Raw genomic sequence first — 24,475 nt, forward strand, 5'->3', positions numbered from 1 at the left:
GCTTCATACTTTGTTATCCCTAACAAAAACGGAAGGATGCCGCGAGTGGCAGGAAGTAGCTTATTAACTCTCTTAGATGACATCGCCACGTTGCTGGACGATATCTCGATGATGGGCAAACTGGCGGCGAAGAAAACCGCAGGCGTGCTCGGCGATGATTTATCGCTGAATGCACAGCAGGTCTCCGGCGTGCGGGCGAATCGCGAGCTGCCGGTGGTGTGGAGCGTTGCCAAGGGTTCGTTGCTAAATAAAGTGATTCTGGTACCGCTGGCGCTGTTGATTAGCGCGTTTATTCCCTGGGCGGTGACGCCGCTGCTGATGATTGGCGGGGCCTACCTGTGCTTTGAGGGCGTGGAAAAAGTGCTCCATTCCCTGCATGCGCGTAAACATAAGGACGATGACGCCGCGCGTCAGCAGCGTCTGGAGGCGCTGGCGCAGCAGGACCCCGGCAGCTATGAGCGTGACAAAGTCAAAGGGGCAATTCGCACCGATTTTATTCTGTCGGCGGAAATTGTCGCCATCACGCTCGGCATTGTGGCGCAGGCACCGCTGCTGAATCAGGTACTGATTTTATCCGGCATCGCGGTGCTGGTGACGGTTGGCGTGTACGGCATCGTTGGCGTAATCGTCAAGCTCGATGATATGGGCTACTGGCTGGCTGAGAAGCGCAGCATGCTGGCGCAGGGGCTCGGCAAAGGTCTGTTGGTGGTCGCGCCGTGGCTGATGAAAACGCTCTCGGTCGTCGGGACGCTGGCTATGTTCCTGGTCGGCGGCGGTATCGTGGTTCACGGCGTGGCGCCGCTGCACCATGCTATTGAAGATTTTGCGGCACAGCAGGGCGCGTGGCTAACCATGGTGCTGCCGACGCTGGCGAATCTGGTGCTGGGCTTTATCCTCGGTGCGCTGGTGCTGGCAGGGGTAAATCTGATCGCCAGACTGCGGAAATAATCCGAGTCTGCTACGCAAACCGGGTGCGAATAAGCTAATGTGAAACTGTTTCACCCTGATACCGGAGGCGGTAATGGTCTTTTTGGTCAGTGATGAAGTTTGGCCCAAAAACGGCGGGCCGCGGATGGTGGTAACGGGCTATGCCGGCGGGATGGTTGAATGCCGCTGGTATGATGGTTTTGGCGTCAAACGCGAAGCATTTCGTGAAGATGAGCTGGAGCCCGGCAACATCCGCAAACCACAGCAGACGTAACTTTCGTGTTTACGCCCGGCGTTTTGCCGGGCGTTTTGATGCGCAATGGAGCACCATGAATTATCAGCAGCACAGCGGTCGGGCAGAGGGCAGTGGAATGCGCATCAGGAGGTGGACGTGCGTCCCGTAACCGTCAGTCCGGTAGCGTCCTCAGGATGGTGGGCGCGGCTTTCCCGGCGGATTCGGCCGGAGCGTGTAGTCACTATTTGTTTTGTGGTGGTGTTACTGACCTCCACGCTGCTGACCTGGCGCGAAACCATCGTGCTGGAAGAAGCCTACATTTCCAGTCAGCGCAACAACCTGAAAAATGTGGCCAACGATATGGACGCGCAGCTGCAGTTTAATACCGACAGGCTACTTTTTTTCCGTAACGGTATGGCATCGGCGCTGCAAATTCCGCTGGCCTTCGAGGTGCTACGCACCGCAGAGCTGGAGTTTGAGCATAAGCGCGGGCTTCCCGACTGGCATATTTCGCTCAATAACAACCGTACGCTGCCGCTGTACGGCGTTTCCGATGACTTCGTCGAACATACGAATTTGCTCTCACGCGACAATGAGCTGCTGGGCAATGAGTTTATGGCCACCATCGAACTTGGCTATCTGCTACGTCTTTCCGCCCTTACGCACCAGCATCTTTCCCGCTTTGAAACCGAAATGCTGTACGTTTCCCGCGCGGGTTTTTACCTGACGACCGAGCAAGGGCATGAAAAGAGCATTACTGAACACTATTACAGCCTGGCAACCAGCCCGTGGTTTATTCAGCAGTCGCAGCGGGATAATCCCAATCGTGGGGTAAAGTGGCGCACCAGCTTCAGCCACGACAAGGTGCCGGTGGCACAGAAAGTCACCGCCGCAGTGCCGCTCGATTACGATAACTACTGGTTTGGCGTACTGGCGATTCAACTTTCGGTGAACGAGATGACCCAGTTTCTGATGCAGTCGGTGGAGGGGGAAGACGAAGGCGAGTACCAGCTCTATGACCGTCGTATGAATCTGATCGCCTCCTCGGAGCAGGATCCGGCTAAACGTACCGTGCTCTCGCAGGAGATTCAGGCGCAGCTGGCGCACGCTTATGAGCACAATAACGAGGGCAGTTTACGCCAGCTTTCGCGCTATATCAGCTGGGAAAAGCTGCGCAATTTTGACGGCGTGCTGCTGCGTATCCACAGTCTCGAAGAGGGGATTCGCGGCGATTTCGGTAGCATCAGTATTGCGCTGACGCTGCTGTGGCTGCTGTTTACCACGATGCTGCTCATTTCGTGGGCGGTGATCCGCCGTATGGTCCGCAATATGTCAACGCTCCAGGACTCCTTAGAATGGCGCGCCTGGCACGATATGCTCACCCGGCTGTACAACCGCGCTGCGCTGTTTGAACGCGCAGGTAAAGCGTTGGCGGCCTGCCAGCAGGCAGGCGAACCGATGTCGGTGATCCAGCTCGATCTGGATCACTTCAAGAGCATCAACGATCGCTATGGTCATCAGGCTGGGGATCGGGTGCTGAGCCATATCGGGCGGATCATTCTTAACAAGGTCCGTAAAACGGATATCGCCGGACGCGTAGGGGGCGAAGAGTTCTGTATTGTGCTGCCAGAAACGTCGCTTGAGCAGGCGAGCGTTATCGCCGAGCGCATTCGGGAGAGCATTTATCGACGGGAGATTTTAATCAGCCGTAACCAGACGCTGCGTGTCAGCGCCTCGTTGGGCGTGTGCAGCAGCGAGGAGCTGCAGCGCTATGACTTTGAACATCTCCAGTCGATTGCCGACAGCCGTCTCTACCAGGCGAAGCAGAACGGGCGTAATCAGGTCTGTACGGAAGATTAAGCGATACGTACAATAGTACTAAAATTCATAAATTTAACTTATGGATAAGAAATATAATAAGAAAAGTCTCAAAAAACAAAGCGTGATCGCGATCGCCTCGAATCGCCATCTGATTGATTTATCTCTGTGTTGGGAAGCGCAGCGAGTAAGCATGACTACGAAGTCATACATATTTCTTAGGTGAATAATTCTTGTCATCCGAAATAAACACAGATAATGTTTCATCACGTCAGGTTTCCTGATGTAACGAATATTTCAATGCTTCTTGCTTCGGCAAGGTTGATCCCGACGCAGACGTGTCGGGATTTTTTTTACCGCTAACGCGTCACTTCAGTCACGCTGAAGTCATGAATGTCCAGTTCGAATGCTTCCGCCAGATCGCGCCAGGTGTGGTATTCACGACCGTCCACGCTGACGTGGTGAGGGTCGTTCGACGAACGGTGGATTTCGCTTTCGCTGATTTCATTGATCGCCGCCAGCAGCGCATCTACGTTTACCTCGCGAGGGTCGATTGCTGATTTCATCACAGGTACCCTTTGTTCCTCTCCCTGTATAAGTATACATCGGCGGCTGCGGATTGCTCATTTTTTGCGCTATTTTGGGATTGGTGGATAATTCACCGGTTGGCAAGCTGGGCCGCTGTCAGCAGGGTGATTTTGTTCTACACTGGGCTAAACCAATCAGGAGAGGCGTTTATGCAAGTTAACGATCGTGTGACGGTCAAGACCGATGGGGGCCCGCGTCGCTCCGGTGTGGTGCTGGCCATTGAAGCGTTCAATGAAGGGACGATGTATCTGGTGGCGCTGGAAGATTATCCGCTGGGTATCTGGTTCTTTAACGAATCGGGCCACCCTGACGGTATCTTCGTTGAGAAAAGCGAATAGCGGCGAATCGTCTGGCGGTAGTCCTACCGCCAGTTTCATCGCTGCAGGCGCTAGCGCATGTTAACAAAAATGCCGGAAGTGACGTTTTCTGCCAGCCGCACAACATGATAGATAACCTGCTTGTTATGCGTTTTTATTTTTTTCTTAATATTACCCTTATGTGATGATACCGTTTTTGCCTTAATATTCATCTGATCGGAAATCTGAATCGTTCCTTGTCCCGACATCCACATTTTCAGCATACTTGACTCTGTCCGGCTTAATGACAAAGTAGACATATTAGTTTGCTTTACGTCCGTTTTTTCTTTTTTCAGATAATTCCCCAGAATACTGTCCAGCGTTTCCGGTTTTATCGATTTGGAACTTATTAACAGATTACTCCGCACCATCAGATATTCGTCGAAATGAATATTGGCAATCGCCATAAAAACAATGAACAACGTCTTGGGGTGTTGATTAATGATCTGCTTGATATGCAGACTACTCTGCACGTCATGAATGAAACAGTCCTCATTAATAAACACTACAGACGGCTGGCGGCTTGCACAGACCTCAGTAAGCCCTTCTACGTTCTCAACATTGTCTATATCTCGTTTTTTTACCCCACGACTGGCCAGGTATCCGGTTAACCCTAGCCGCGTATAACTGCATAGATCCATAATAATCGTTGACATGGCATACCCTCACTCAATGCGTAACGATAATTAACCCATTCCCCTCGCACTTCATCGTCGCAATGAACCTGTTGAATATAAAAATAGAGAATGAAGACGTTCAGGCGGCATCAACTATCCCGTAAAGTTACGTATAATTTGCCAGGAATCATCCCAAAGTAAAGTAAATGTTAGGTTATGTGAATAACGTAAAAACAAATAACCCGCGCCAGCGATATGCTGGTGAATGTTTTTCCGCTTTTACTTTAGGATTTTCCTCATAATAACCAGGTTGGTACTATGGAGAATTTATACGTGGCAACTCACTGATAATATCAGCTAATAGATCGAATATTTCGCTAAATAGATGTTCGCAAAACGGCGCAACCAGCGGCATTAATGCGGCCATCAGCAAAATGCCAACGGTGAGGGTGATGGGGAAGCCGATGACGAACACCGACAGCTGCGGCGTCATGCGGTTGAGCATGCCTAGCGCCAGGTTAACCGTCAGCAGCAGGGTGATAATGGGCAGCGCCAGCATCATACCGTTAAGGAAGATCATTCCTCCGGCGCGGGTCAGCGCCAGAAAAGCGTTGCTGTTAATCGGTTCGCCGCCGATGGGCAGGGTGTGGAAGGTGTCCACCAGCAGTGAAATGAGCCACAGATGACCGTTAAAGACCAGAAACAGCAGCATGGCCAGCATATCGAGAATGCGCGCCAGTACCGGCATGTTGAGATTGCTGCCCGGGTCAACGAAGGTGGCGAAAGAGAGCCCCATTTGCAGGCCGATGATTTCACCGCAGGTGCGCACCGCGGCGAAAGCAAACTGCATGGTAAAGCCCAGCGCGATACCAATGAGAATTTGCTGGAGCGCCAGCCACAGCGCGCCAGCGGAGAAAACAGGAACATCTACCGGCGGCAGTGAAGGGGCGATCACCACGGTGATAACCACCCCCAGACCGACCTTGACCCGCTTGGGTACGGCGCGCTCGCTGAGAATAGGGGCGGTCGTAATCAGCGCCAGCACGCGCAGCAGCGGCCAGAAATAAAGGCCGAGCCAGGAAACCCACTGGTCGCTGGTCACATGCAGCATGGTGCTTATCCGATGATATAGGGCAGGTTATTGAACAACGTACGCACGTAGTCGAGCAGCAGATTGAGCATCCACGGCCCGGCGACGATAATGGCGATAAACACGGCGATGATTTTCGGAATAAACGACAGGGTCATTTCGTTAATCTGCGTTGCCGCTTGCAGGATGCTGATTATCAGGCCGGTGACCAGCGAGACCAGCAGCAGCGGGGCCGCCAGCGCCAGCGCCACTTTCATCGCTTCGGTGCCCATCATCATGACGGATTCAGGGGTCATGGTTACTCCTTAACTGTAAAAACTTTGCGCCAGCGAGCCTACCAGCAGCTGCCAGCCGTCCACCAGTACAAACAGCATCAGCTTGAACGGCAGGGCGATGGTGGCAGGGGGCACCATCATCATCCCCAGTGCCATCAGCACGCTGGCGATCACCAGGTCGATAATCAGGAACGGAATAAAAATGGTAAAGCCGATCTGGAAGGCCGTTTTTAGCTCGCTGGTCACGTAGGCGGGCAGCAGAATACGCATGGGTACTGCCTCCGGCCCCTGGATGGGCGCGCTGTTAGCCAGACGAGCGAACAACGCCAGATCGGCCTCGCGGGTCTGGCGCAGCATAAACTCACGCAGCGGCTGCGCACCTTTATCCAGCGCTTCCTGCATGGTGATTTTGTCTTCGCTGAAAGGCTGATAGGCATCGGTGTAAATCTTATCGATAACCGGCGACATAATGAAAAAGGTGAGGAACAGCGCCAGCCCCAGCAGGACCTGGTTTGGCGGCGCGGACGGCGTGCCGAGGGCGTTGCGCAGCAGGCCGAAAACGATGATGATGCGCGTAAAGCTGGTCATCATCAGCAAAATCGCCGGAATAAAGGTCAGCGAGGTGATAAAAACCAGCGTCTGAACCGGCAGCGACCAGCTCTGGCCGCCGTTAGCCAGCGGCTGGCTGATCAAGCCCGGAAGCTGGGCAAAGGCAGAGGGGGAGAGCAATAACAGCCCGCTCAGCGCAAGGGAATAACAACGGCGCATCAGGATCTCCCGGGACGTTTAAGCATGTTTTTCATCAGTACCGCAAACTCGGGCGAGGCGGCCGGCGGCGGTGAACTTTCCGGCGGCGCGGGCGGCAGCGTGTGCAGCAGCGTGACCTGCTGCGCGGTGACGCCCAGAACGAGCCGCGCGTCTTCAACATTCACAATCACGACCCGTTCGCGTGCGCCCAGCGATGCGCTGGCACTGACTTTCAGATTGCTGCCTGACCGGCCCTGGACGGTGCCGGGCAGGACGCGCTTAACGACCCATGCCGCCGCCAGAATCAGCACAATAATGCCCAGCAGCGCGCCGCTGACCTGAATCAGCGGCGAGGTCATCGGTTCGTTGGCGTGCGCCACCGTGACCGGTGTCGCGCTATGGCTGGCCGGCGCGGCGTGCGAAGGCGTCACGACGGAGGCGGAATGGGGGGCGCTCATCTTAGCGGCTCAGACGGCGCATACGTTCTGACGGCGTAATGATGTCGGTAATGCGTACGCCGTACTTGTCGGCGACGACCACGACTTCACCCTGAGCAATCAGATAGCCGTTAATCAGAATATCCAGCGGTTCGCCCGCCAGACCGTCCAGCGCCACCACCGAACCCTGAGTCAGACGCAGCAGTTCTTTGATGGTCATGCGCGTGCGCCCCAGCTCCACGGTCAGCTTAACCGGGATATCCATAATCAGATCGATATCCTGCAGCGTGCCGCTGACGTCGCCGCCGCCCAGCTGTTGGAATACCGCATCGGCGGCGCTTTTGCCGCCCACGGTGGTTTTTTGCTCGTTCAGCGCTTCAGCCCACAGATCGTCCACGGATCCGCTGTTGTCATCGGGTGGAGTATTCATATCACTCATTTGGGCTGTTCCTCGTTCAGCGAATTCAAAATCGGGTTGATCAAATGTTCTACGCGCAGCGCATACTGCCCGTTAATCGTGCCGTACTGGCTGGTGAGAACCGGTACGCCGTCTACGTGGGCAATAATGCGATCGGGCTTCTCAATCGGCAGAACGTCGCCGGGCTTGAGTTTGAGTATTTGTGATAGCCGCAGTGAGATATCGGCGAAATTCGCCACCAGCTCCAGCTCAGAGTGCTGTACCTGACGCACCAGGTTCTCGCGCCAGTTCTGATCTTCGTGGCGGGAGTTTTCCAGCGGCGGATTCACCAGCAGCTCACGCAGCGGTTCAATCATGCTGAACGGCAGGCAGATATTGAACTCGCCGGTCAGGTTGCCGATCTCCACATGGAAAGGGGTGTTGACCACGATATCGTTCGGCGAGGTGGTGATGTTGGTGAACTTCACCTGCATCTCCGAGCGAACGTACTCGACCTCTAGCGGGTTAATCGCTTTCCACGCATCGCTGTAGCCTTCCAGCGCCAGCTTCAGCATCCGGTTGATGACCCGCTGCTCGGTATGGGTGAACTCGCGTCCCTCCACCTTAGTGGGGAAGCGGCCGTCGCCGCCGAACAGGTTGTCTACTGCGATGAACACCAGGCTCGGCGAAAAGACCACCAGCCCGGTACCGCGCAGCGGCTTAAGGTGGATCAGGTTAAGGTTGGTTGGCACCGGCAGGTTGCGGGCAAATTCGTGATAGGGCTGAATGCGAATCGCCCCCACGGTAATGTCCGGGCTGCGGCGCAGCAGGTTGAACAGCCCCATACGGAAATGACGGGCAAAACGCTCGTTGATAATCTCCAGCGCCTGTAGCCGCTCGCGAACCACGCGGCGCTGGGTATTGGGATCGTAGGGGCGAATATCGTCTTCGCCCGACTTGCCTGCCAGCGGTTCTGTGGGATTGTCGCTGTCGCCATTCAGCAGCGCATCGATTTCGGCCTGAGAAAGAATACTGTCGCCCATGGCTCTACCGCAGAATAAAAGCTGTGTACAGAACATCGGTGATGTCCTGTTTCGGCTGGCTGGCAATCAACGGTGCGCTGAGCGTCTCTTTGATGTCATTCGCCAGCTGTTTTTTACCGTCATCGGTCGCCAGCTTTGTGGCATCCTGGCGCGATAAAAGCAGCAGCATACGGCTGCGCACTTCCGGCAGATAGTCATTCAGACGCGCGCGGTCGGCTTCCGTTTTCATGCGTAGCGTCACGCCCACGTAAAGCACGCGGTCCGCATCGCCCAGGTTCACGGTGAAGGTGTCCAGCGGGAAAAAGACCGGAGCAGGCGGCGGCGGGGCTTCTTTCGGCGTAGCGGCGGTGGCGCTCTGATGCTCAATGCGCCAGTAGCTGTAGCCTGCGGTTGCGCAGGCGGCGAGCGTTACCAGCACCAAAAGTGGGATCCAGAGAGAGCGTTTGCTCTTTTTATTGATAGCGGTGTCAGTCATCTGATGCGGTCTTCCTTTTTACTACTGCTTATCCTCTGATTATCCCGTCTCCCGCGCGGGTCAAAGCGTGGAAAAGACGGGAATAATCATGTTACCTCTGGCGTTTAAGCGAAGATGTCTACGGCGTTATCGCCGCGAGATGCGGCGTGAAGCGCCGCAGGCACAGCCAGAAGCGCGTCGTCTTCCTGTGTATCGTTGCCGTTGGCATCAGCGCGGGAGGCGAACGACTGCTGTGAAGAGGGCTGCTGTTGCTGCCCGGCAAAGCCGTCGCTGCTGATGTTGCTCTGCCCCAGTTGAATGCCGTTATCCGCCAGCTGGGTGCGCAGCACCGGCAGCGCGGCTTCCAGCGCGGCGCGCACGTGGCCGTGCGGTGAGGCCATCTGAATCTGCGCGAGGTTATCCTCGACCTTCAGCGTAATATGCACCTGGCCGAGCGATTCCGGGTGAAGACGCAGCTCAGCGGTCTGCTGGCCCTGACGGGTAAACAGGGTGATATGCTGGCTGACATTTTGCTGCCAGTCCGGCGTACCTAACTGAGCATGGATGTTGGCGCTGACGGACGCTGGTGTGGCAAGCGTTGTGCTGCTTGGTGCGGCAACTGGTGACAGCGCGGCCGTTGGCGCGGCTGGGCTTGGCGTACTTTCTGCCTCTGCCTTTTGCGCCGGAAGGACAAAGGCCGAATCGGCGGGCAGGGCGCGCACGTCGGTTTGCAGCTGTGCGGCGGCAGCGCTCTTCATCTCCACAGGGCCGTCGGTTTTCGCACCGCCGTGTTTCAGTGATGTCGTGAGGTTGGCAAGCGTATCGCCAGCGGGCGCAGCAGCGGAACGTTCGACGGTTTGCGGTGCCTGCAGCGGTGCGGGCAACATGGCCATCAGCGCGTTCAGGCTGCTTAGCTGCTCCTCGCTCAGCGCGGTGTCATCATCATCGCTGGTTTTGGCGGTGTCATTCTCTTTATCCTTGCCGACCGACAGTTCGCCCTTAAGATGGGCTGCCAGTGAACTCAGCAGGCTTTGCGCATCGCTCTGCTGCGTTATCTCTGCGGTGGCGGCGTCGGCGGCGACGCCGGTACGCGTGGCTTCCTGCTGTACCAGCCACTCGGTCAGCGATTGGCCTTTCGCATTGAGCTCGCGCGGTGTGGATGTTTCATCGCTGGTGAGCAGCGCCGTTTTTTCGCCGCTCACGGCGTTAGCCGTTGGGTTTAATGCGCCGGCGAGCAGAGCCAGAAAATCCTCGGCACCGCCTGACGTTTTTGCCGCGGTATCGGCACCCGCGAGGTTTGTATCGCTGACGGCAAGATTAGGCAGTGTGATCATTCGGGTTTCCTCAAGGTCGCGCGTTGGGCAAATTCATCCATCTTTTTCTGATCCAAGCGGTTTTCCGCCAGCAGCGCTGCGGAAGCCTGCCGGTCCTGAAGCGTTTGCCATGCCTGCAAACGCTGTTTTTTCTCGCGCCAGAAGTTCAGCGCCTGCTCCACTTTGTTGTTCCACTGAACAAGCTGCTGACGGTGCTGATCGATGGCTTTCTCCAGCGTTTGAATAAACTGCTGGTAGTTCTGCCAGCGCAGGCTGGCAATGCCCTGCGTCATGTCGTTGTTCAGGCTGTTCTGGTATTCAAGCTGGTAGTCCATCAACATTTTGAGCTGTTCTTCCGCCTGCTGGCAGCCGCGGCGCATCTCGCCCAGTACCAGGGCGGCGTTGTCGACGTCGGTTTCTGCCAGTTCTTTAAGCGTTGCTAATGCACCATGCTGCGCCATATTCGTGATCCTCTTGCTTCACTATGACGTGGGGAAAATCAATTCCAGCGCCTGGATTGACGATTCCCAGTCTGCTTTTTCAAGAATGCCTTGCTGTAAAAATGCTTCCAGATGCGGCCAGAGCGTAATGGCTTTGTCCAGCATCGGGTCGCTGCCTTTGGCGTACGCGCCGACGCTAATCAGGTCGCGGTTACGCTGGAAACTGGAGAGCAGCTGTTTGAAATTGCGCACCCGCGCGTAGTGCTGCTCGCTGATCAATGCGGTCATGGCGCGGCTGATGGATGCCTCGATGTCGATGGCGGGATAGTGCCCGGCTTCGGCCAGACGCCGCGACAGTACGATGTGGCCATCGAGAATGGCGCGCGCGGAGTCGGCGATCGGGTCCTGCTGATCGTCGCCTTCGGTTAGCACGGTATAAAAGGCGGTGATTGACCCCCCGCCGGTAATCCCGTTTCCGGCCCGCTCAACCAGCGCGGGCAGCTTGGCGAACACTGACGGCGGATAGCCTTTGGTGGCCGGGGGTTCACCGATCGCCAGTGCGATTTCACGCTGCGCCATCGCGTAACGAGTGAGTGAATCCATAATCAGCAGCACGTGCTGGCCGCGATCGCGGAAGTCCTCCGCCACACGGGTGGCGTAGGCGGCGCCCTGCATACGCAGCAGCGGCGACACGTCTGCCGGTGCGGCAATCACCACCGAGCGCGCGCGGCCTTCGGTACCGAGAATATTCTCGATAAAATCTTTCACTTCACGACCACGTTCACCGATAAGCCCCACGACGATCACGTCGGCGCGGGTATAGCGCGCCATCATGCCGAGCAGCACGCTTTTACCGACGCCGGAACCGGCAAACAGCCCCATACGCTGGCCGCGACCCACGGTCAGCAGGGCGTTAATCGGCCGTACGCCGGTGTCCAGTACGTGTTCAATCGGCGTGCGCTGGAGCGGGTTAAAGGGCGAGGTGATCAGCGCGCCGGTTTCGGTGGTGTCCGGTGCGGGCAGACCGTCAAGCGGTTTGCCGCTGCCGTCGAGCACGCGGCCGAGCAGCGCCGGGCCCAGCGGCAGCTGTTTGCCGCTTTGCAGGCCGTCGCCAACGGTGTTGCGGGCGTAAACGCGCGCGCCGGGCAGAATGCCTTCCACTTCTTCCAGCGGCATTAAAAACAGGCGCTGGCCGTTGAAGCCGACGACTTCGGCCTCGACCTCCTGCATCTCAGCGCCCTGCTGGCGTTCGATAATGCAAGTGGCGCCGAGCGGCAACTGTAGACCGGTCGCTTCCAGTACCAGTCCGGTGGCGCGGGTCAGGCGGCCGTAGCGACGCACGGCCGGAAGCTGGGCAATGCGCGCCTCAAAATTGTCGAGCGTGTTCAGCCAGCGGGTCAGGCGCACGGTCATCAGCAGGCTCCCGGCGCCGCCAGGCGGCACAGTTCCTGCCAGCGGGTGGCCACGCTGGCATCAAGATCGCCTTCATCAGCGGAGACTTTACAGCCGCCGGGATGCAGCGTGGGATCGCCGCGCAGCCGCCAGCCGTGCAGGTTCAGGGTCGCGCCCAGCATCTCTTCCACGCGCGGGAGATCTTCCGGGCTCACCCGCAGCTGTGGTTTACCGCTGAACAGCGGCTCCTGCTGCAGCAGCGATTGAATTTGTTTAATCAGCGCGGTGTTATCGACCACTGGCACCTGGCCAACGATTTGCCGCGCGGCTTCCAGCGCCATCTGCATCAGGCGCGAGGCAATCACGCTGTCGAGCGTGTCCAGCGTGTGCTGAAATTCGCTTGCCAGCTGCTGCATACGGGCATGAATAGGGGCCTGCTCTTGTCTGGCCTGCACCAGCCCCTGTTCCAGTCCCTGCGCCAGCCCTTCCTGATAACCCTGCTGCTGGCCGGCGGCGTGACCTTCCCGCAGCCCGGCCTGATAGCCCTGCTCGTGGGCCTGGATTTGCAACTGGGCCAGTTGCTGCTGTTGCAGCTGCTCGGCGGAAATTTCTGCCTGCTCCACGTCGGGCTCGTCGAGGGAGAGCGGGGCGAACTCCATTTCCACCGGCGGCGCAAGATCGTCAGGCTGCCAGATTTTCCACGGTGTGGTATCAGACATAGGTGTCGTCTCCGCTGCCAATCACCATCTCGCCGGTTTCGGCCAGGCGGCGAACGAAAAGCAGAATGGCCTTCTGCTCGTTTTCCACCTGAGACAGACGAACCGGGCCGCGGTTGGCCAGGTCGTCGCGCAGAATGTCGGCCGCACGCTGGGACATATTGCGCAGGAACTTCTCGCGCAGCGGCGGCTCGGAGCCTTTGAGTGCGATAAGCAGCGATTCGGAATCCACTTCCTGCAGCAGGCGCTGGATGCTGCGATCGTCGACCTCGACCAGATTTTCGAACAGGAACATCTCGTCGATAATTTTCTGCGCCAGCTCGCCGTCGAATTCGCGTACGGCGGTAATGACCGCCTCTTCCTGCTGCGTTTTCATCAGGTTGATAATTTCGGCCGCCGTTCTCACGCCGCCCATTTTGCTGCGCTTGAGGTTCTGGCCGTCGAGCAGTCCGTTCAGCACTTCGGTCAGCTCCGCCAGCGCCGCCGGCTGCACGCCGCCGAAGGTGGCAATACGCAGCATCACATCGTGACGCAGACGCTCGTCGAACAGCGCCAGAATATCCGCCGCCTGGCCACGTTTGAGGTGCACCAGAATGGTGGCGATAATCTGCGGGTGTTCGTCGCGGATAATATCGGCGGCACTCTGCGGCTCCATAAAGTTGAGCGTTTCGATGCCGCTGGTGGTTTCGCGGGTTTCGAGAATGTCTTCCAGCAGGCTGGAGGCGCGCTCTTCGCCCAGCGCTTTCACCAGCACCGAACGCAGGTATTCGTTGGCGTTGACGCTCAGCGCCGCGAACTGTTCGGCCTCTTGCTCAAATTCAGCCAGCACGTCGGTTAACTGCTTGTTCGAGATTTGCTTGACCGCCGCCATGGCGGTACTGAGCTGCTGAACTTCGCGGGTGCTGAGGTGTTTAAACACCTCAGCCGCGCGATCTTCGCCAATGGTCATCAGCAAAATGACGCTTTTGTCGATTCCAGAAAGATTACTCATGGTCGTTATTCATCCATTGGCGAATGACCAGCGCCACCACGCGCGGATCGTTATCAGACATTTCGCGAATACGCTGGCTCATGACTTCGGCGCTCAGGCGCTGGTTGGCGCGGCGTTGCTGCGTCTGCTCATCTTTGCTGAGGCGAACCTCAACGGCTTCCTGAATTTCCTGCTGCGCTTTGGCTTTTTCCTCGGCGGCCTGAGCAACCTGTTCGCGGCGCGCCAGCTGAGGTTTAATCCCCTTACGCCACAGCAGCCAGGCAACGATCAGTACCAGCAGCCAGCGTCCGGCGGACATCAGCTGATCGATAAACGATTGCTGCTTCCAGAACGGCAGTTCGCCGCCGCTTTCATCGGTGCTGTTAAACGGCGAGTTGACCACGTTCAGCGTGTCGCCGCGCTGCCCGGAGAAGCCCATGGCTTCGCGGGTTAAATCTTCAATCTGCTTCATCTGATCGCTGGTCAGCGGCAGCGGCTTGCCATCAGGCAGATTGCGATAGTTGACTACCACCGCCACCGACAGACGCTGGACGTCGCCAACGTTCTTTTTGGTGTGCGAAATGGTGCGGTCGAGTTCAAAGTTGCTGGTCTCGCTACGCTGGGTATTGCGCGGGCCGCTTGTCGTCGCGGTCGTGCGGGTATTGGTGTTCTGGCCGTTAGCCTGGTTAGCCTGGTTGCCCTGGTTCGCCGGCGGAGTGGAAATCGGTGCTGACGGCGCTGGCGCTGGCGTATTTGACAGTGCGCCCGGTACGCCGCCCGGATACGGGCTGCCAATCTGATCGCTTTCGCTGACCTGGCGCGAACGTATCGCGGTCTGGTTAGGATCGCCGTTCGGACGATACTGCTCGTCGGTCTGCTCTTTGTTGTCGAAGTTAACCTGTGCGGTGACCTGCGCGTGGACGTTGCCGTTGCCCACGATCGGGCCGAGAATCGCTTCAATACGGCGCTGGACGCGGCCTTCTACGTCGGCGGTGTACTTCAGTTGGGCATCGTTGAGGTCGCGGGCGCTGGTGTTGGATTGCGTCAGCAGATGACCGCCCTGATCGACCACCGTCACGTTACCCGGCGGTAGCCCGGCGACCGCGCTGGAGACCAGATGGACAACGGCCGAAATTTGCCCTTCATCGAGCGCGCGGCCCGGTTCCAGGTTGACGGTAATGGAGGCAGAAGGCGATTTTTGTTCGCGCACGAACAGCGACGGCTTCGGCATCGCTAAATGCACGCGGGCGCTTTTCACCGGCCCCAGAGTTTCGATGGTGCGCGACAGTTCACCTTCCAGCGCGCGCTGGTAGTTCACCTGCTCGCTGAACTGGCTGATGCCGAATTTTTCCTGGTCGAGCAGCTCAAAACCGACCGCGCCGCCCTTTGGCAGGCCCAGCTGTGCCAGGCGCAGGCGCAGTTCATGCACTTTATCGGCCGGCACTTCCAGCGCGCCGCCGTTATCGGCAAAACGGTAGGGGATGTTCATCTGGGTCAACTGGGTGACGATGGCCCCCCCGTCCTGGTCGGACAGGTTGCTGAACAGCGTGCGGTAGTCCGGGGATTTGGCCCACAGTACCATCGCCACGAGAATAGCCACCGCGGCGGCACTGGCCACCATCAGCGGGATTTTAGGATTAGCGCGCAGGCGATTGACCCATTCTATCGTTTTATTTTGTGGCGTAGCCGTAGCACTCGCGCTCATTGCGCACCTCGTCGATCCTGATCAATGGCGTTAAACGTAAACGAAAACAAAGCAGACTCCCTGGCGCAAAACGTATAAAGACAGCCATGACATTATTTGATGCTTCAGAAATTTTGATGGGCCAAATAACCCGTTTTTATAGCGCTATTTAACGCCTTTATCTTATTGACAAACTGATAAGCTCGTTCACAGGTAAAAACAATCTGGAGTCAATATGGCGATTCAGGGTATTGAGGGCGTGCTGTCGCAGATGCAGGCCACGGCGGCGATGGCGCGCAATCAAAGCGTTGATGTGCAGCCTGACATTAGCTTTGCCGGTCAGCTGACCGCGGCGCTGGACCGCGTGAGCAACGCGCAAAACAGCGCCAAAGCGCAGGCAGAGAAGTTCACCTTAGGGGAACCGGGTATTGCGTTGAACGATGTGATGACCGATCTGCAAAAAGCGTCCGTGTCGCTGCAAATGGGGATTCAGGTGCGTAATAAGCTGGTAAGCGCCTATCAGGACGTGATGGGCATGCAGGTGTAGCGACTGTATGGGTGGCGAAACGTTCGCCACCACCATTCCTCTCACCTCTTTTTTGTTGGCTCGTCGCGGCTGCCGTTGAGCCTGACGCTGGCGTTGTGCCTGCCTGGCGTTAATCCATAAAGTCGTTTTCTCTCTTCAGGGCTATCGCTCTACATCGTCATTTCCCGTGAAACGCCAGCGTGTTTAACGCTATAATGTTTCTGTTTTTTTCTCCCCGAACAGGATGAATAATGAAAAAATTAGCCATTGTGGCGGCGCTGATGACGTTGGCGGGCTGTGCGCAGATTGACAACTACTCAACGGTGGTGAAAGCGCCTGCACCGGAAGGGCTGGCCGGCTACTGGCAGACCATGGGGCCACAGAGCGCGCTGGTGAGCCCGCAGGCGATGGCGAGCCTGATCATCACTCGCGACGGCGACACTCTCGACTGCCGCCAGTGGCAGCGCGTGATTGCTCTGCCGGGTAAACTGACCCTGCGCGACAAAGACGTCTATAACGTCACGCATAAGCTGGATGTTTACGCGATCGAGCGGGAAGGGAATTCGCTGAGCTATGACGGTATGACGCTGCAGCGGGTGGCGCGTCCGACGGTAGAGTGCGAGAAGGCGCTGGCGAAAACGCCGCTGAAGTCGACGCTGCCGTAAGCCATTGACGCTCCGACATGCACCATGCCGGAGCGCTTTTCGTCAATGGTTGAGGTCGACGTTGTCCTGCGGCACCAGCACGTGGCCGCCCTGATTGCCGTAGGTAGTCATGACCGTCTTTTGCATCGACGATTGACCCACCAGTTTTGCCAGCTCATCCATCCGCCCCTGCAGCAGGCGCTTGACGGTGTTTTCGTTATCCAGCACTTTGCGTAGCAAAGGACGCAGCTGTTCCTGAAGCGGATCGGTCGGATCGCTATCTCGCGTCAATTGAGCAATCTTTTGCACCGCATTTACGTACTCTATTTCACTGGCAATCAGTTCGTCCCACAGACCCTCCGTGGCAAGCCGCAGCATCATATTGCTTTTTTCAACCAGCTGTTGGTATGAGAGGTAAAGGTGCGATGCATAGCTCATTAGACGGCATCCTGAATCGTATTGGGCGTAAGTAAAGATTCCTTCCAGGCTTCGGCGATATTGCGCATTAATGCCTCAACTTCCTCAACGGCGCTAACATCATTGTGCAGGTTGGCCTGCAGAAGGCGTCTGACCATATAAGCGTAGAGCGACAGCAGGTTCTGCGTCAGCTCATCGCGGCTGTCTTCATCAAGGCCAATCTTCAGCCCATTGTCGATAATGTTGATGGCTTTCGACAGAGAAAGACCTTTTCCCTGCTGGTTACCGTCCTGCATAAACAGGCGGGCGCGGATCAGCGCGCTCAGCGCGCCGTCGAACAGCATCGTGACGAGCTGATCCTGACTGGCGCTCATGACGGCGCTTTCCACTCCAATCTGTGCGTAGGCCTGCGTACCTTTTGCCCCGTACATGCGCTTTCTCCCGGTTAACGATGATTACTTGGAACTGCTGGTCGACTCAAACTGCTGGGTTAAGTAGCTGCTGGTGCTGTTCAGCGAGGTCATTAACACGTCCAGTTGGGTAAACTGCTCTTTATAACGTGCGACCTGGGCATCGATACGATCGCTGGCCGCGTTGTAGTCTTTGGTTAATTTGTTCAGCGTTTTGCTGACGCCATCGGTAGCGGCCTTGATGATGCCGGTGGTGGACAGCCAGCTGGTCAGGTTGGTGCCAATGGTGGTGGTGATGCCGGTTTTTTTACCGTCGCCGACCAGCAGATCGCCCACGCCGGAAGAATCTTTTTTCAGCGCCGCGGTCAGTTTATCGTTGTCCAGCTCCAGTTTGCCGTCGCTCGGGTCGGTGGTAATACCGATCTGCGCCAGCGTTTTGTAAGAAGAGGAGCTCAGCGAATTGCTTAACATACTTTTCAGCTGGGTCTGAATGGTACGCAGCGTGGTGTCGCCCAGCAGCGCGCCGTTGTTGGCATCCTGGCTGTCTGCGCCCGCGTCTACAGCGGTGTATTTTGTCAGGCTGCTGAAAGTATCGAGCAGGGTGTTATAGGCGGTCACCCAGGCGCTGATGGCGCTCTGCGCTTTGCTGGTGTCCTGAGTGATAGTCAGCGTCTGGTTGCCGGAAGTGACATCGTTGAGGTTCAGCGTAATGTCTTCCAGCGCGTCGCTGATGGTGTTGCTGCTGTTTTCAATCGGAACGTTGTTGACGGTCAGCTTCGCGTTTTGCGCGTTAACGCTCTGTTCCATACCGTTGCTGGCATCGGTGCTGGTGCCGTTATAGCCCATAAAGCTTTGCAGCGCGCTGTCGCCGCTGACGCTTAAGGTCATGGCGTTATCTGAACCGGTATCGTTCGAGGTGATCGACAGACGATAGGCGCCGTTGCCGACGTTAATGATACTGGCGCTGACGCCCGCTTTCGCATTGTTGATGGCATCGCGAATACCGGTTAACGACGAGTTAGCGGCGCTGATATCGATGGTCACCGGCTTTTTATCGCCGCCCTGCTGGATAGTTAAAGTGCTGTCGCCGGTGGCAATGGCGGTCTTGCTATCGCTCTGGGTGGTTTTGGTGGTCAGCGTTTGCGCCTGCGCCAGCTGCGTGACGCTGATGGTGTATTTTCCCGCAATGGCGCTGCCGGTCGTGGTGGCGCTAAACGCGGTGGTCGAACTGGCGGTAGTGGTCGCGGTGAACAGATCGGCTTTCGACAGCGCGGTGTTGGCGGTCTGGAATGCTTCGAGCCCGCTTTTCAGGCTGCCGTAGGCGCTCAGCTTTGCGGTATAGGAAGACTGTTGTTTAGAAATCGGCGTCAGCGTCTGTTTTTGTGCAGCGGTAAGGCTATCCAGAATGTCGCTCAGATTCAGGCCCGATCCAACTCCTAGTGAAGAAATGCTTGCCATTGTTATTCCTTGATTTGTCGACACGTAGAATGAATGTCTGGGTTATCGGCCTGAATGCGTCAAAGTTTACGCTTAATTGTTTTTTTTTAATGGCAGGAATAAGGGCAAGAGAAAAGAGTAATTCGGCGGCTAAAAAAATGCGTGATTGCGAAAAAAAATTCTAAAGGTTGGTTTACGGCAGACGATAACAAGTTTGACGGCGATTGAGCCGAAGGGTGGAAACCCAATACGTAATCAACGACTTGCAATATAGGATAACGAATCATGGCACAAGTCATTAATACCAACAGCCTCTCGCTGATCACTCAGAACAACATCAACAAGAACCAGTCTGCACTGTCGACTTCTATTGAGCGTCTGTCGTCAGGTCTGCGTATTAACAGCGCGAAGGATGATGCTGCGGGTCAGGCGATTGCTAACCGTTTCACTTCCAACATTAAAGGCCTGACTCAGGCTGCGCGTAACGCCAACGACGGTATCTCCCTGGCACAGACCACGGAAGGCGCACTGTCTGAAATCAACAACAACTTACAGCGTGTGCGTGAACTGACCGTTCAGGCAACCACCGGCACTAACTCCGATTCCGACCTGGCTTCTATCCAGGACGAAATCAAATCTCGTCTGGACGAAATTGACCGCGTATCCGGTCAGACCCAGTTCAACGGAGTGAACGTGCTGGCAAAAGACGGCTCCCTGAAAATTCAGGTTGGCGCGAACGATGGCCAGACGATCACCATCGATCTGAAGAAAATTGACTCTTCTACTCTGGGTCTGAATGGCTTTAACGTAAATGGCTCCGGCACTGTCAACAACAAAGCAGCAACTGTTAGTAACCTGACGGCGGCTGGCGCGACCGAAACTGCAACCGGCTCTGGTCTGTATAACCTGACCACCAAGAACGATGCAGTTAGTGCTTCCGATGCTTTCGCAAAACTGAGCACTGGCGATACCGTTTCTGTTAAGACCTATGTCGATGATGGCGCAGGTGATATCACCACTAACTACACCTACGATGCAACCAGCGGTAACTTTAGCTATGCTGCAAGTGTAGACAATACTGATGTTACTACTTTCGCACAGAAACTGATCCCGGCTTCTGGCTCTCAGTCTGGTGTTTACACTGCATCCAACGGTTCAACCGCGAGCGTTAAATTCGACGTCGATTCCAACGGTAAAGTTACTATCGGTGGTCAGGATGCATTCCTGGATACTGCGGGTAACCTGACCACCAGTAATGCTGGCGGCACTGGTACTGCGGCTACCCTTGATGGCTTGATGCAGGCATCTGCTGACGCAGCTAAAGCGGCAACTGGCGCATATACTTCTTCTGTAAGCGTCGGCGGTACAACTTATAACTTTACCGATGCTACTAACGGTAATATGACTTACACCGCCACCATCTCTAAAGATGAAGTGATGGCGAAAGTCGCAAGCACTGATACCGCTTCAACTGTTGCGGGTCATGCAACGGCTTCTACCGTTAACTATGCTTCGGGTGTACTGAAAGGCTCCATTACGTTCAACAGCACTGGCGCTGATGTAGGCAAAGCTGATGCCACTTACAAAGATGCCAATGGTAACTTTACTGACGTTAAGCAATTTACTACTCAGTACAAAGTAGACAAAGATACCGGGGCTGTTACCGTTAATGCTAACCTGCTGGGTGATGGTACCGCGGGTACCGTTGACAACAGCAACAGTAACCCGTTTGCTAAATCTGTGGGTTCAGCGGCGTACGTGACTTCTGGTGGTAAAATCACTTCTGAAGCTACTGCTGCAGGCACGGCAACCAAAGATCCTCTGGCTGCTCTGGACGCTGCTATCAGCTCCATCGACAAATTCCGTTCTTCCCTGGGTGCTATCCAGAACCGTCTGGATTCCGCGGTAACCAACCTGAACAACACCACCACCAACCTGTCTGAAGCGCAGTCCCGTATTCAGGACGCCGACTATGCGACCGAAGTGTCCAACATGTCTAAAGCGCAGATCATTCAGCAGGCCGGTAACTCCGTGCTGGCAAAAGCTAACCAGGTACCGCAGCAGGTTCTGTCTCTGCTGCAGGGCTAATCGCTCTCAACCTGACTCAACCCCGCTTCGGCGGGGTTTTTTGTTGCTGAAATTTTACTTACTCTGCAAATAACCCCACATTTTCCCCACTGTTCCATCGATTAAAACGGCTATAGAAACGGATAATCGTGCCGATAAATCATATTGATGCAGGGCTGTTTATCGTGAATTCAATGTATACCGCTGAAGGTGTAATGGATAAACACTCGCTATGGCAACGCTATGTGCCGTTGGTACGACACGAAGCGCTGCGCCTCCAGGTGCGTTTGCCGGCGAGTGTGGAACTGGACGATCTGCTCCAGGCGGGCGGTATCGGCTTATTGAACGCTGTTGAACGCTATGACGCTCTGCAAGGTACGGCATTTACCACTTACGCAGTGCAGCGCATCCGTGGGGCGATGCTGGACGAACTACGCAGCCGTGACTGGGTTCCGCGTAGCGTCCGGCGAAACGCGCGTGAAGTTGCGCAAGCGCTGGGTCAACTGGAGCAAGAGCTGGGACGAAACGCGACGGAAACCGAAGTCGCGCAGCGATTGGGGATTGCGGTTGAGGAATACCGTCAGGTGCTGCTGGATACCAATAACAGCCAGCTTTTTTCCTACGATGAGTGGCGGGAAGAGTACGGCGACAGCATCGAACTGGTGACGGAAGAGAATCAGCACGAAAACCCACTGCATCAACTGCTGGAAGGCGATCTGCGCCATCGCGTGATGGAGGCCATTGAGGCCCTGCCGGAACGCGAGAAGTTGGTGTTAACCCTCTATTACCAGGAAGAGCTCAATCTTAAAGAGATTGGCGCGGTGCTGGAAGTCGGGGAGTCGCGCGTCAGCCAGCTGCACAGCCAGGCGATCAAGCGTTTACGCATCAAGCTGGGTAAGTTGTAGGTTGGAATAACGTAAAGTTTGACCAAAAAATGCCGCATTAATCAATGAAAACCCGGAGTTATCATGATGATGCAGGTAAAAAGACGGCCGCTAAGCCGCTATTTGAAAGACTTCAAACACAGCCAAACGCACTGCGCACATTGTCATAAACTGCTCGATCGCATCACGCTGGTCCGCCACGGGGAGATAGTGAACAAAATCGCGATTTCCCGTCTCGATACCCTGATGGATGACGCCGCGTGGCAGCAGGAGCGTAGCGCGTGGTCCGCACTGTGCCGCTTCTGTGGCGATCTGCACTGCAAAGAGCGGAGCGCTTTCTTCAATATCATCGGCTTTAAACAATACCTTCTCGAACAAACCGACATGAGCGCTGGCACCGTGCGCGAATACGTGGTGCGCCTGCGTCGTTTGGGCAATCATTTCACCGAACAGCAGGTGCCGCATGCATTGCTGCAAGAGCGCCACGCGGATGAAAAGCTGGAAGCCTGGCTGCCGGACACCAGCACCAACAATTATCGCATTGCGCTGCGTAAATACCTGCGTTTTCAGCGCCACGCTCCCCGGAGCGGCGAACAAGATTTCGCAGATTGTGAAACCTCTGATATATATTAATTTGGAATAACATGTATCGCATAGGTGTTTGTCATTGATGATGAACGGTTTACACTACTGAAAAAATGATGTTTTTCGGGGGAATGATGAAGCTGAAGTTTCTGGGTCGTCAGGCGCTGATGGGCGTAATGGCCGCTGCGCTGGTCGCAGGCGCAAGTGTTCATGCTTTTGCGGCTGAAAATTTATTAAACCAGGTCAAAGAACGCGGCACGCTGCGCGTTGGGCTGGAAGGCACCTATCCTCCGTTTAGTTTCCAGGGCGATGATGGCAAGCTGACCGGTTTTGAAGTCGAGTTCGCTAACGAGCTGGCGAAGCATCTGGGTGTGAAAGCCGATCTGAAGCCGACCAAATGGGACGGTATGCTGGCGTCGCTGGACTCCAAACGTATTGACGTGGTGATTAACCAGGTCACCATTTCGCCGGAACGTCAGAAGAAATATGACTTCTCCACCCCGTACACCATCTCCGGTATTCAGGCGCTGGTGAAAAAGGGCAATGAAGGCACCATCAAAACCGCCGCCGATCTGAAAGGCAAAAAAGTCGGCGTCGGCCTGGGAACCAACTACGAAGAGTGGCTGCGTCAGAACGTGCAGGGCGTAGACATTCGTACCTATGATGATGACCCGACCAAGTATCAGGACCTGCGCGTAGGCCGCATCAATGCTATCCTGGTTGACCGTCTGGCCGCGCTGGACCTGGTGAAGAAAACTAACGACACGCTGGCCGTTGCCGGTGATGCGTTCTCCCGCCAGGAATCGGGCGTGGCGCTGCGTAAAGGCAACGAAGACCTGCTGAAAGCGGTTGATAGTGCGATTGATGCCATGCATAAAGACGGTAGCCTGAAGGCGCTGTCCGAAAAATGGTTCGGCGCAGACGTGACGCAGTAATCGCTCCGATCGAAAAAAGGCGCTGAAAGGGCGCCTTTTTTTATTTTGGGCGCATAATAAAAACGAGACCAAGGAGATGTTATGTCACTGCAAAATTTAACCCGCTTTCCGCGCCTGGAATTTATTGGCGCGCCGACGCCGCTGGAATACCTGCCGCGCTTTTCTGACTACATCGGGCGCGATATCTTTATTAAGCGCGACGACGTCACGCCGCTGGCAATGGGCGGCAACAAGCTGCGCAAGCTTGAGTTTCTCGCCGCCGATGCGCTGCGCGAGGGGGCCGATACGCTGGTGACCGCCGGCGCGATTCAGTCTAACCACGTGCGCCAGACAGCGGCCGTGGCGGCCAAACTGGGCCTGCACTGTGTGGCGCTGCTGGAAAACCCGATGGGCACCACGGCGGAAAACTACCTCAGCAACGGCAACCGCCTGCTGCTGGATTTATTCAATACTCAGGTCGAAATGTGCGATGCGCTGAACGATCCGAACGCCCAGCTTGCCGAGCTGGCGACGCGCCTTGAGGCGCAGGGCTTTCGTCCGTACGTGATCCCGGTAGGCGGATCAAACGCGCTGGGCGCGCTGGGTTACGTGGAGAGCGCGCTGGAAATCGCCCAGCAGTGCGAAGGCGCGGTGTCGATTTCATCCGTCGTGGTCGCCTCCGGCAGCGCGGGTACCCATGCGGGCCTCGCCGTTGGTCTGGAGCAGGTCATGCCGGAAGCCGAACTGATTGGCGTAACCGTCTCGCGCAAGGTTGCCGATCAGTTGCCGAAAGTGGTGACGCTTCAGCAGGAGATTGCCCGTAGCCTTGAGTTGACGGCGAAGGCCAACATTACGCTGTGGGACGATTATTTCGCGCCGGGTTACGGCATCCCTAACGATGACGGCATGGAGGCGGTTAAGCTGCTGGCACGTCTGGAAGGTATTCTGCTCGACCCGGTGTACACCGGCAAGGCGATGGCCGGGCTTATTGATGGCATCAGCCAGAAACGCTTTAAGGATGAAGGCCCCATTTTGTTTGTTCACACCGGCGGCGCGCCTGCGCTGTTCGCCTATCATCCTCACATCTAAATA

29 protein-coding genes are annotated in these 24,475 nt (G+C 56.2%); 11 read left to right on the plus strand and 18 right to left on the minus strand.

From position 1 onward, the window contains the following. The first annotated feature begins 45 nt into the window (after nt 1-45). The 3 genes from H7R56_RS09225 to dgcQ all read left to right on the plus strand — a co-directional run bounded on the left by H7R56_RS09225 (nt 46) and on the right by dgcQ (nt 3,022). Nucleotides 46-948 carry a DUF808 family protein gene (locus H7R56_RS09225; protein WP_146145738.1) on the plus strand — a complete coding sequence of 301 codons (903 nt, stop codon included), beginning with the start codon at nt 46-48 and terminating at the stop codon, nt 946-948. 73 nt (nt 949-1,021) lie between these two features. Then, complete coding sequence (locus tag H7R56_RS09230; RefSeq protein ID WP_106929967.1) at nt 1,022-1,201, plus strand: YodC family protein; 180 nt, start codon at nt 1,022-1,024, stop codon at nt 1,199-1,201. 117 nt (nt 1,202-1,318) lie between these two features. After that, nucleotides 1,319-3,022 carry a cellulose biosynthesis regulator diguanylate cyclase DgcQ gene (gene dgcQ / locus H7R56_RS09235; protein ID WP_223878963.1) on the plus strand — a complete coding sequence of 568 codons (1,704 nt, stop codon included), beginning with the start codon at nt 1,319-1,321 and terminating at the stop codon, nt 3,020-3,022. Between the two features lie 317 nt (nt 3,023-3,339). On the opposite strand, the gene H7R56_RS09240 is transcribed toward dgcQ, so the two are convergent. Continuing rightward, nucleotides 3,340-3,546 (minus strand): DUF2525 domain-containing protein, encoded by a 207-nt coding sequence (locus tag H7R56_RS09240; protein ID WP_106929963.1) that lies wholly within the window; start codon nt 3,544-3,546, stop codon nt 3,340-3,342. Nucleotides 3,547-3,717: 171 nt separating this feature from the next. Here H7R56_RS09240 and dsrB point away from each other — a divergent pair, with 171 nt between their 5' ends. Beyond that, nucleotides 3,718-3,906, plus strand: coding sequence for a protein DsrB (dsrB, locus tag H7R56_RS09245; RefSeq protein ID WP_181358039.1), 189 nt, complete (start codon nt 3,718-3,720; stop codon nt 3,904-3,906). Between the two features lie 50 nt (nt 3,907-3,956). On the opposite strand, the gene rcsA is transcribed toward dsrB, so the two are convergent. The 14 genes from rcsA to fliF form a co-directional block, all read right to left on the minus strand. Then, nucleotides 3,957-4,580, minus strand: coding sequence for a transcriptional regulator RcsA (gene rcsA, locus H7R56_RS09250; protein WP_106929959.1), 624 nt, complete (start codon nt 4,578-4,580; stop codon nt 3,957-3,959). 277 nt (nt 4,581-4,857) lie between these two features. Next, nucleotides 4,858-5,652: a flagellar biosynthetic protein FliR gene (gene fliR / locus H7R56_RS09255; protein ID WP_106929957.1), complete on the minus strand. Its 795-nt coding sequence runs from the start codon at nt 5,650-5,652 to the stop codon at nt 4,858-4,860. Nucleotides 5,653-5,657: 5 nt separating this feature from the next. Continuing rightward, nucleotides 5,658-5,927: a flagellar biosynthesis protein FliQ gene (gene fliQ, locus H7R56_RS09260; RefSeq protein WP_035896987.1), complete on the minus strand. Its 270-nt coding sequence runs from the start codon at nt 5,925-5,927 to the stop codon at nt 5,658-5,660. A 9-nt stretch (nt 5,928-5,936) separates the two neighbouring features. After that, entirely contained in the window at nt 5,937-6,674 is a 738-nt protein-coding gene (gene fliP / locus H7R56_RS09265; RefSeq protein ID WP_106929956.1) for a flagellar type III secretion system pore protein FliP, read from the minus strand. Then, the gene (gene fliO, locus H7R56_RS09270; protein ID WP_106930063.1) at nt 6,674-7,012 is read right to left on the minus strand and encodes a flagellar biosynthetic protein FliO; all 339 of its coding nucleotides are present in this window, start codon (nt 7,010-7,012) and stop codon (nt 6,674-6,676) included. Before fliO ends, fliP begins: the two co-directional genes overlap by 1 nt. 100 nt (nt 7,013-7,112) lie before the next feature. Then, nucleotides 7,113-7,529 (minus strand): flagellar motor switch protein FliN, encoded by a 417-nt coding sequence (gene fliN / locus H7R56_RS09275; protein WP_106929954.1) that lies wholly within the window; start codon nt 7,527-7,529, stop codon nt 7,113-7,115. Beyond that, a complete protein-coding gene (gene fliM / locus H7R56_RS09280; protein WP_106929952.1) occupies nt 7,526-8,530 on the minus strand; it encodes a flagellar motor switch protein FliM in 1,005 nt (334 codons plus the stop codon). The genes fliN and fliM overlap by 4 nt, the downstream gene beginning before the upstream one ends. A gap of 4 nt (nt 8,531-8,534) precedes the next feature. Continuing rightward, a complete protein-coding gene (fliL, locus tag H7R56_RS09285; RefSeq protein WP_106929950.1) occupies nt 8,535-9,005 on the minus strand; it encodes a flagellar basal body-associated protein FliL in 471 nt (156 codons plus the stop codon). Between the two features lie 104 nt (nt 9,006-9,109). Next, nucleotides 9,110-10,318, minus strand: coding sequence for a flagellar hook-length control protein FliK (locus H7R56_RS09290; protein ID WP_106929948.1), 1,209 nt, complete (start codon nt 10,316-10,318; stop codon nt 9,110-9,112). Further along, nucleotides 10,315-10,758 carry a flagellar export protein FliJ gene (gene fliJ / locus H7R56_RS09295; RefSeq protein ID WP_106929946.1) on the minus strand — a complete coding sequence of 148 codons (444 nt, stop codon included), beginning with the start codon at nt 10,756-10,758 and terminating at the stop codon, nt 10,315-10,317. The genes H7R56_RS09290 and fliJ overlap by 4 nt, the downstream gene beginning before the upstream one ends. Before the next feature lie 21 nt (nt 10,759-10,779). Continuing rightward, nucleotides 10,780-12,150, minus strand: a complete 1,371-nt coding sequence (gene fliI, locus H7R56_RS09300) for a flagellar protein export ATPase FliI (protein ID WP_106930061.1) — start codon at nt 12,148-12,150, stop codon at nt 10,780-10,782. Next, the gene (fliH, locus tag H7R56_RS09305; RefSeq protein ID WP_106929944.1) at nt 12,150-12,848 is read right to left on the minus strand and encodes a flagellar assembly protein FliH; all 699 of its coding nucleotides are present in this window, start codon (nt 12,846-12,848) and stop codon (nt 12,150-12,152) included. The genes fliI and fliH overlap by 1 nt, the downstream gene beginning before the upstream one ends. Continuing rightward, nucleotides 12,841-13,836 carry a flagellar motor switch protein FliG gene (fliG, locus tag H7R56_RS09310; RefSeq protein ID WP_106929942.1) on the minus strand — a complete coding sequence of 332 codons (996 nt, stop codon included), beginning with the start codon at nt 13,834-13,836 and terminating at the stop codon, nt 12,841-12,843. The genes fliH and fliG overlap by 8 nt, the downstream gene beginning before the upstream one ends. Continuing rightward, the gene (fliF, locus tag H7R56_RS09315) at nt 13,829-15,520 is read right to left on the minus strand and encodes a flagellar basal-body MS-ring/collar protein FliF (RefSeq protein WP_106929940.1); all 1,692 of its coding nucleotides are present in this window, start codon (nt 15,518-15,520) and stop codon (nt 13,829-13,831) included. Before fliF ends, fliG begins: the two co-directional genes overlap by 8 nt. A 214-nt stretch (nt 15,521-15,734) precedes the next feature. Here fliF and fliE point away from each other — a divergent pair, with 214 nt between their 5' ends. Both fliE and yedD read left to right on the plus strand, forming a co-directional pair. Further along, complete coding sequence (gene fliE, locus H7R56_RS09320) at nt 15,735-16,046, plus strand: flagellar hook-basal body complex protein FliE (RefSeq protein WP_106929938.1); 312 nt, start codon at nt 15,735-15,737, stop codon at nt 16,044-16,046. 230 nt (nt 16,047-16,276) lie between these two features. Further along, entirely contained in the window at nt 16,277-16,690 is a 414-nt protein-coding gene (yedD, locus tag H7R56_RS09325) for a lipoprotein YedD (RefSeq protein WP_106927901.1), read from the plus strand. 42 nt (nt 16,691-16,732) lie between these two features. Here the strand turns inward: yedD and fliT are convergent, their stop codons facing one another. Genes fliT through fliD form a run of 3 tightly spaced genes read right to left on the minus strand, consistent with a single transcriptional unit; the run spans nt 16,733 to nt 18,954 of the window. Further along, nucleotides 16,733-17,107 (minus strand): flagella biosynthesis regulatory protein FliT, encoded by a 375-nt coding sequence (gene fliT / locus H7R56_RS09330; RefSeq protein ID WP_106927899.1) that lies wholly within the window; start codon nt 17,105-17,107, stop codon nt 16,733-16,735. Further along, nucleotides 17,107-17,517 carry a flagellar export chaperone FliS gene (gene fliS, locus H7R56_RS09335; protein WP_106927897.1) on the minus strand — a complete coding sequence of 137 codons (411 nt, stop codon included), beginning with the start codon at nt 17,515-17,517 and terminating at the stop codon, nt 17,107-17,109. The genes fliT and fliS overlap by 1 nt, the downstream gene beginning before the upstream one ends. A gap of 24 nt (nt 17,518-17,541) precedes the next feature. Beyond that, entirely contained in the window at nt 17,542-18,954 is a 1,413-nt protein-coding gene (gene fliD, locus H7R56_RS09340; protein WP_106927895.1) for a flagellar filament capping protein FliD, read from the minus strand. A 264-nt stretch (nt 18,955-19,218) separates the two neighbouring features. Here fliD and H7R56_RS09345 point away from each other — a divergent pair, with 264 nt between their 5' ends. From H7R56_RS09345 to dcyD, 5 genes are all read left to right on the plus strand, one after another. Further along, nucleotides 19,219-21,021, plus strand: a complete 1,803-nt coding sequence (locus tag H7R56_RS09345) for a FliC/FljB family flagellin (protein ID WP_182928586.1) — start codon at nt 19,219-19,221, stop codon at nt 21,019-21,021. Between the two features lie 164 nt (nt 21,022-21,185). Next, complete coding sequence (locus H7R56_RS09350; RefSeq protein WP_106927920.1) at nt 21,186-21,905, plus strand: RNA polymerase sigma factor FliA; 720 nt, start codon at nt 21,186-21,188, stop codon at nt 21,903-21,905. A gap of 60 nt (nt 21,906-21,965) precedes the next feature. Next, a complete protein-coding gene (fliZ, locus tag H7R56_RS09355) occupies nt 21,966-22,517 on the plus strand; it encodes a flagella biosynthesis regulatory protein FliZ (protein ID WP_106927891.1) in 552 nt (183 codons plus the stop codon). 86 nt (nt 22,518-22,603) lie between these two features. Next, nucleotides 22,604-23,404, plus strand: coding sequence for a cystine ABC transporter substrate-binding protein (gene tcyJ, locus H7R56_RS09360; protein ID WP_106927918.1), 801 nt, complete (start codon nt 22,604-22,606; stop codon nt 23,402-23,404). Nucleotides 23,405-23,485: 81 nt separating this feature from the next. Further along, the gene (dcyD, locus tag H7R56_RS09365) at nt 23,486-24,472 is read left to right on the plus strand and encodes a D-cysteine desulfhydrase (RefSeq protein ID WP_106927889.1); all 987 of its coding nucleotides are present in this window, start codon (nt 23,486-23,488) and stop codon (nt 24,470-24,472) included. Nucleotides 24,473-24,475 lie beyond the last annotated feature (3 nt).

The organism is Klebsiella sp. WP3-W18-ESBL-02 (assembly GCF_014168815.1).
GTDB lineage: Bacteria > Pseudomonadota > Gammaproteobacteria > Enterobacterales > Enterobacteriaceae > Kluyvera > Kluyvera ascorbata_B.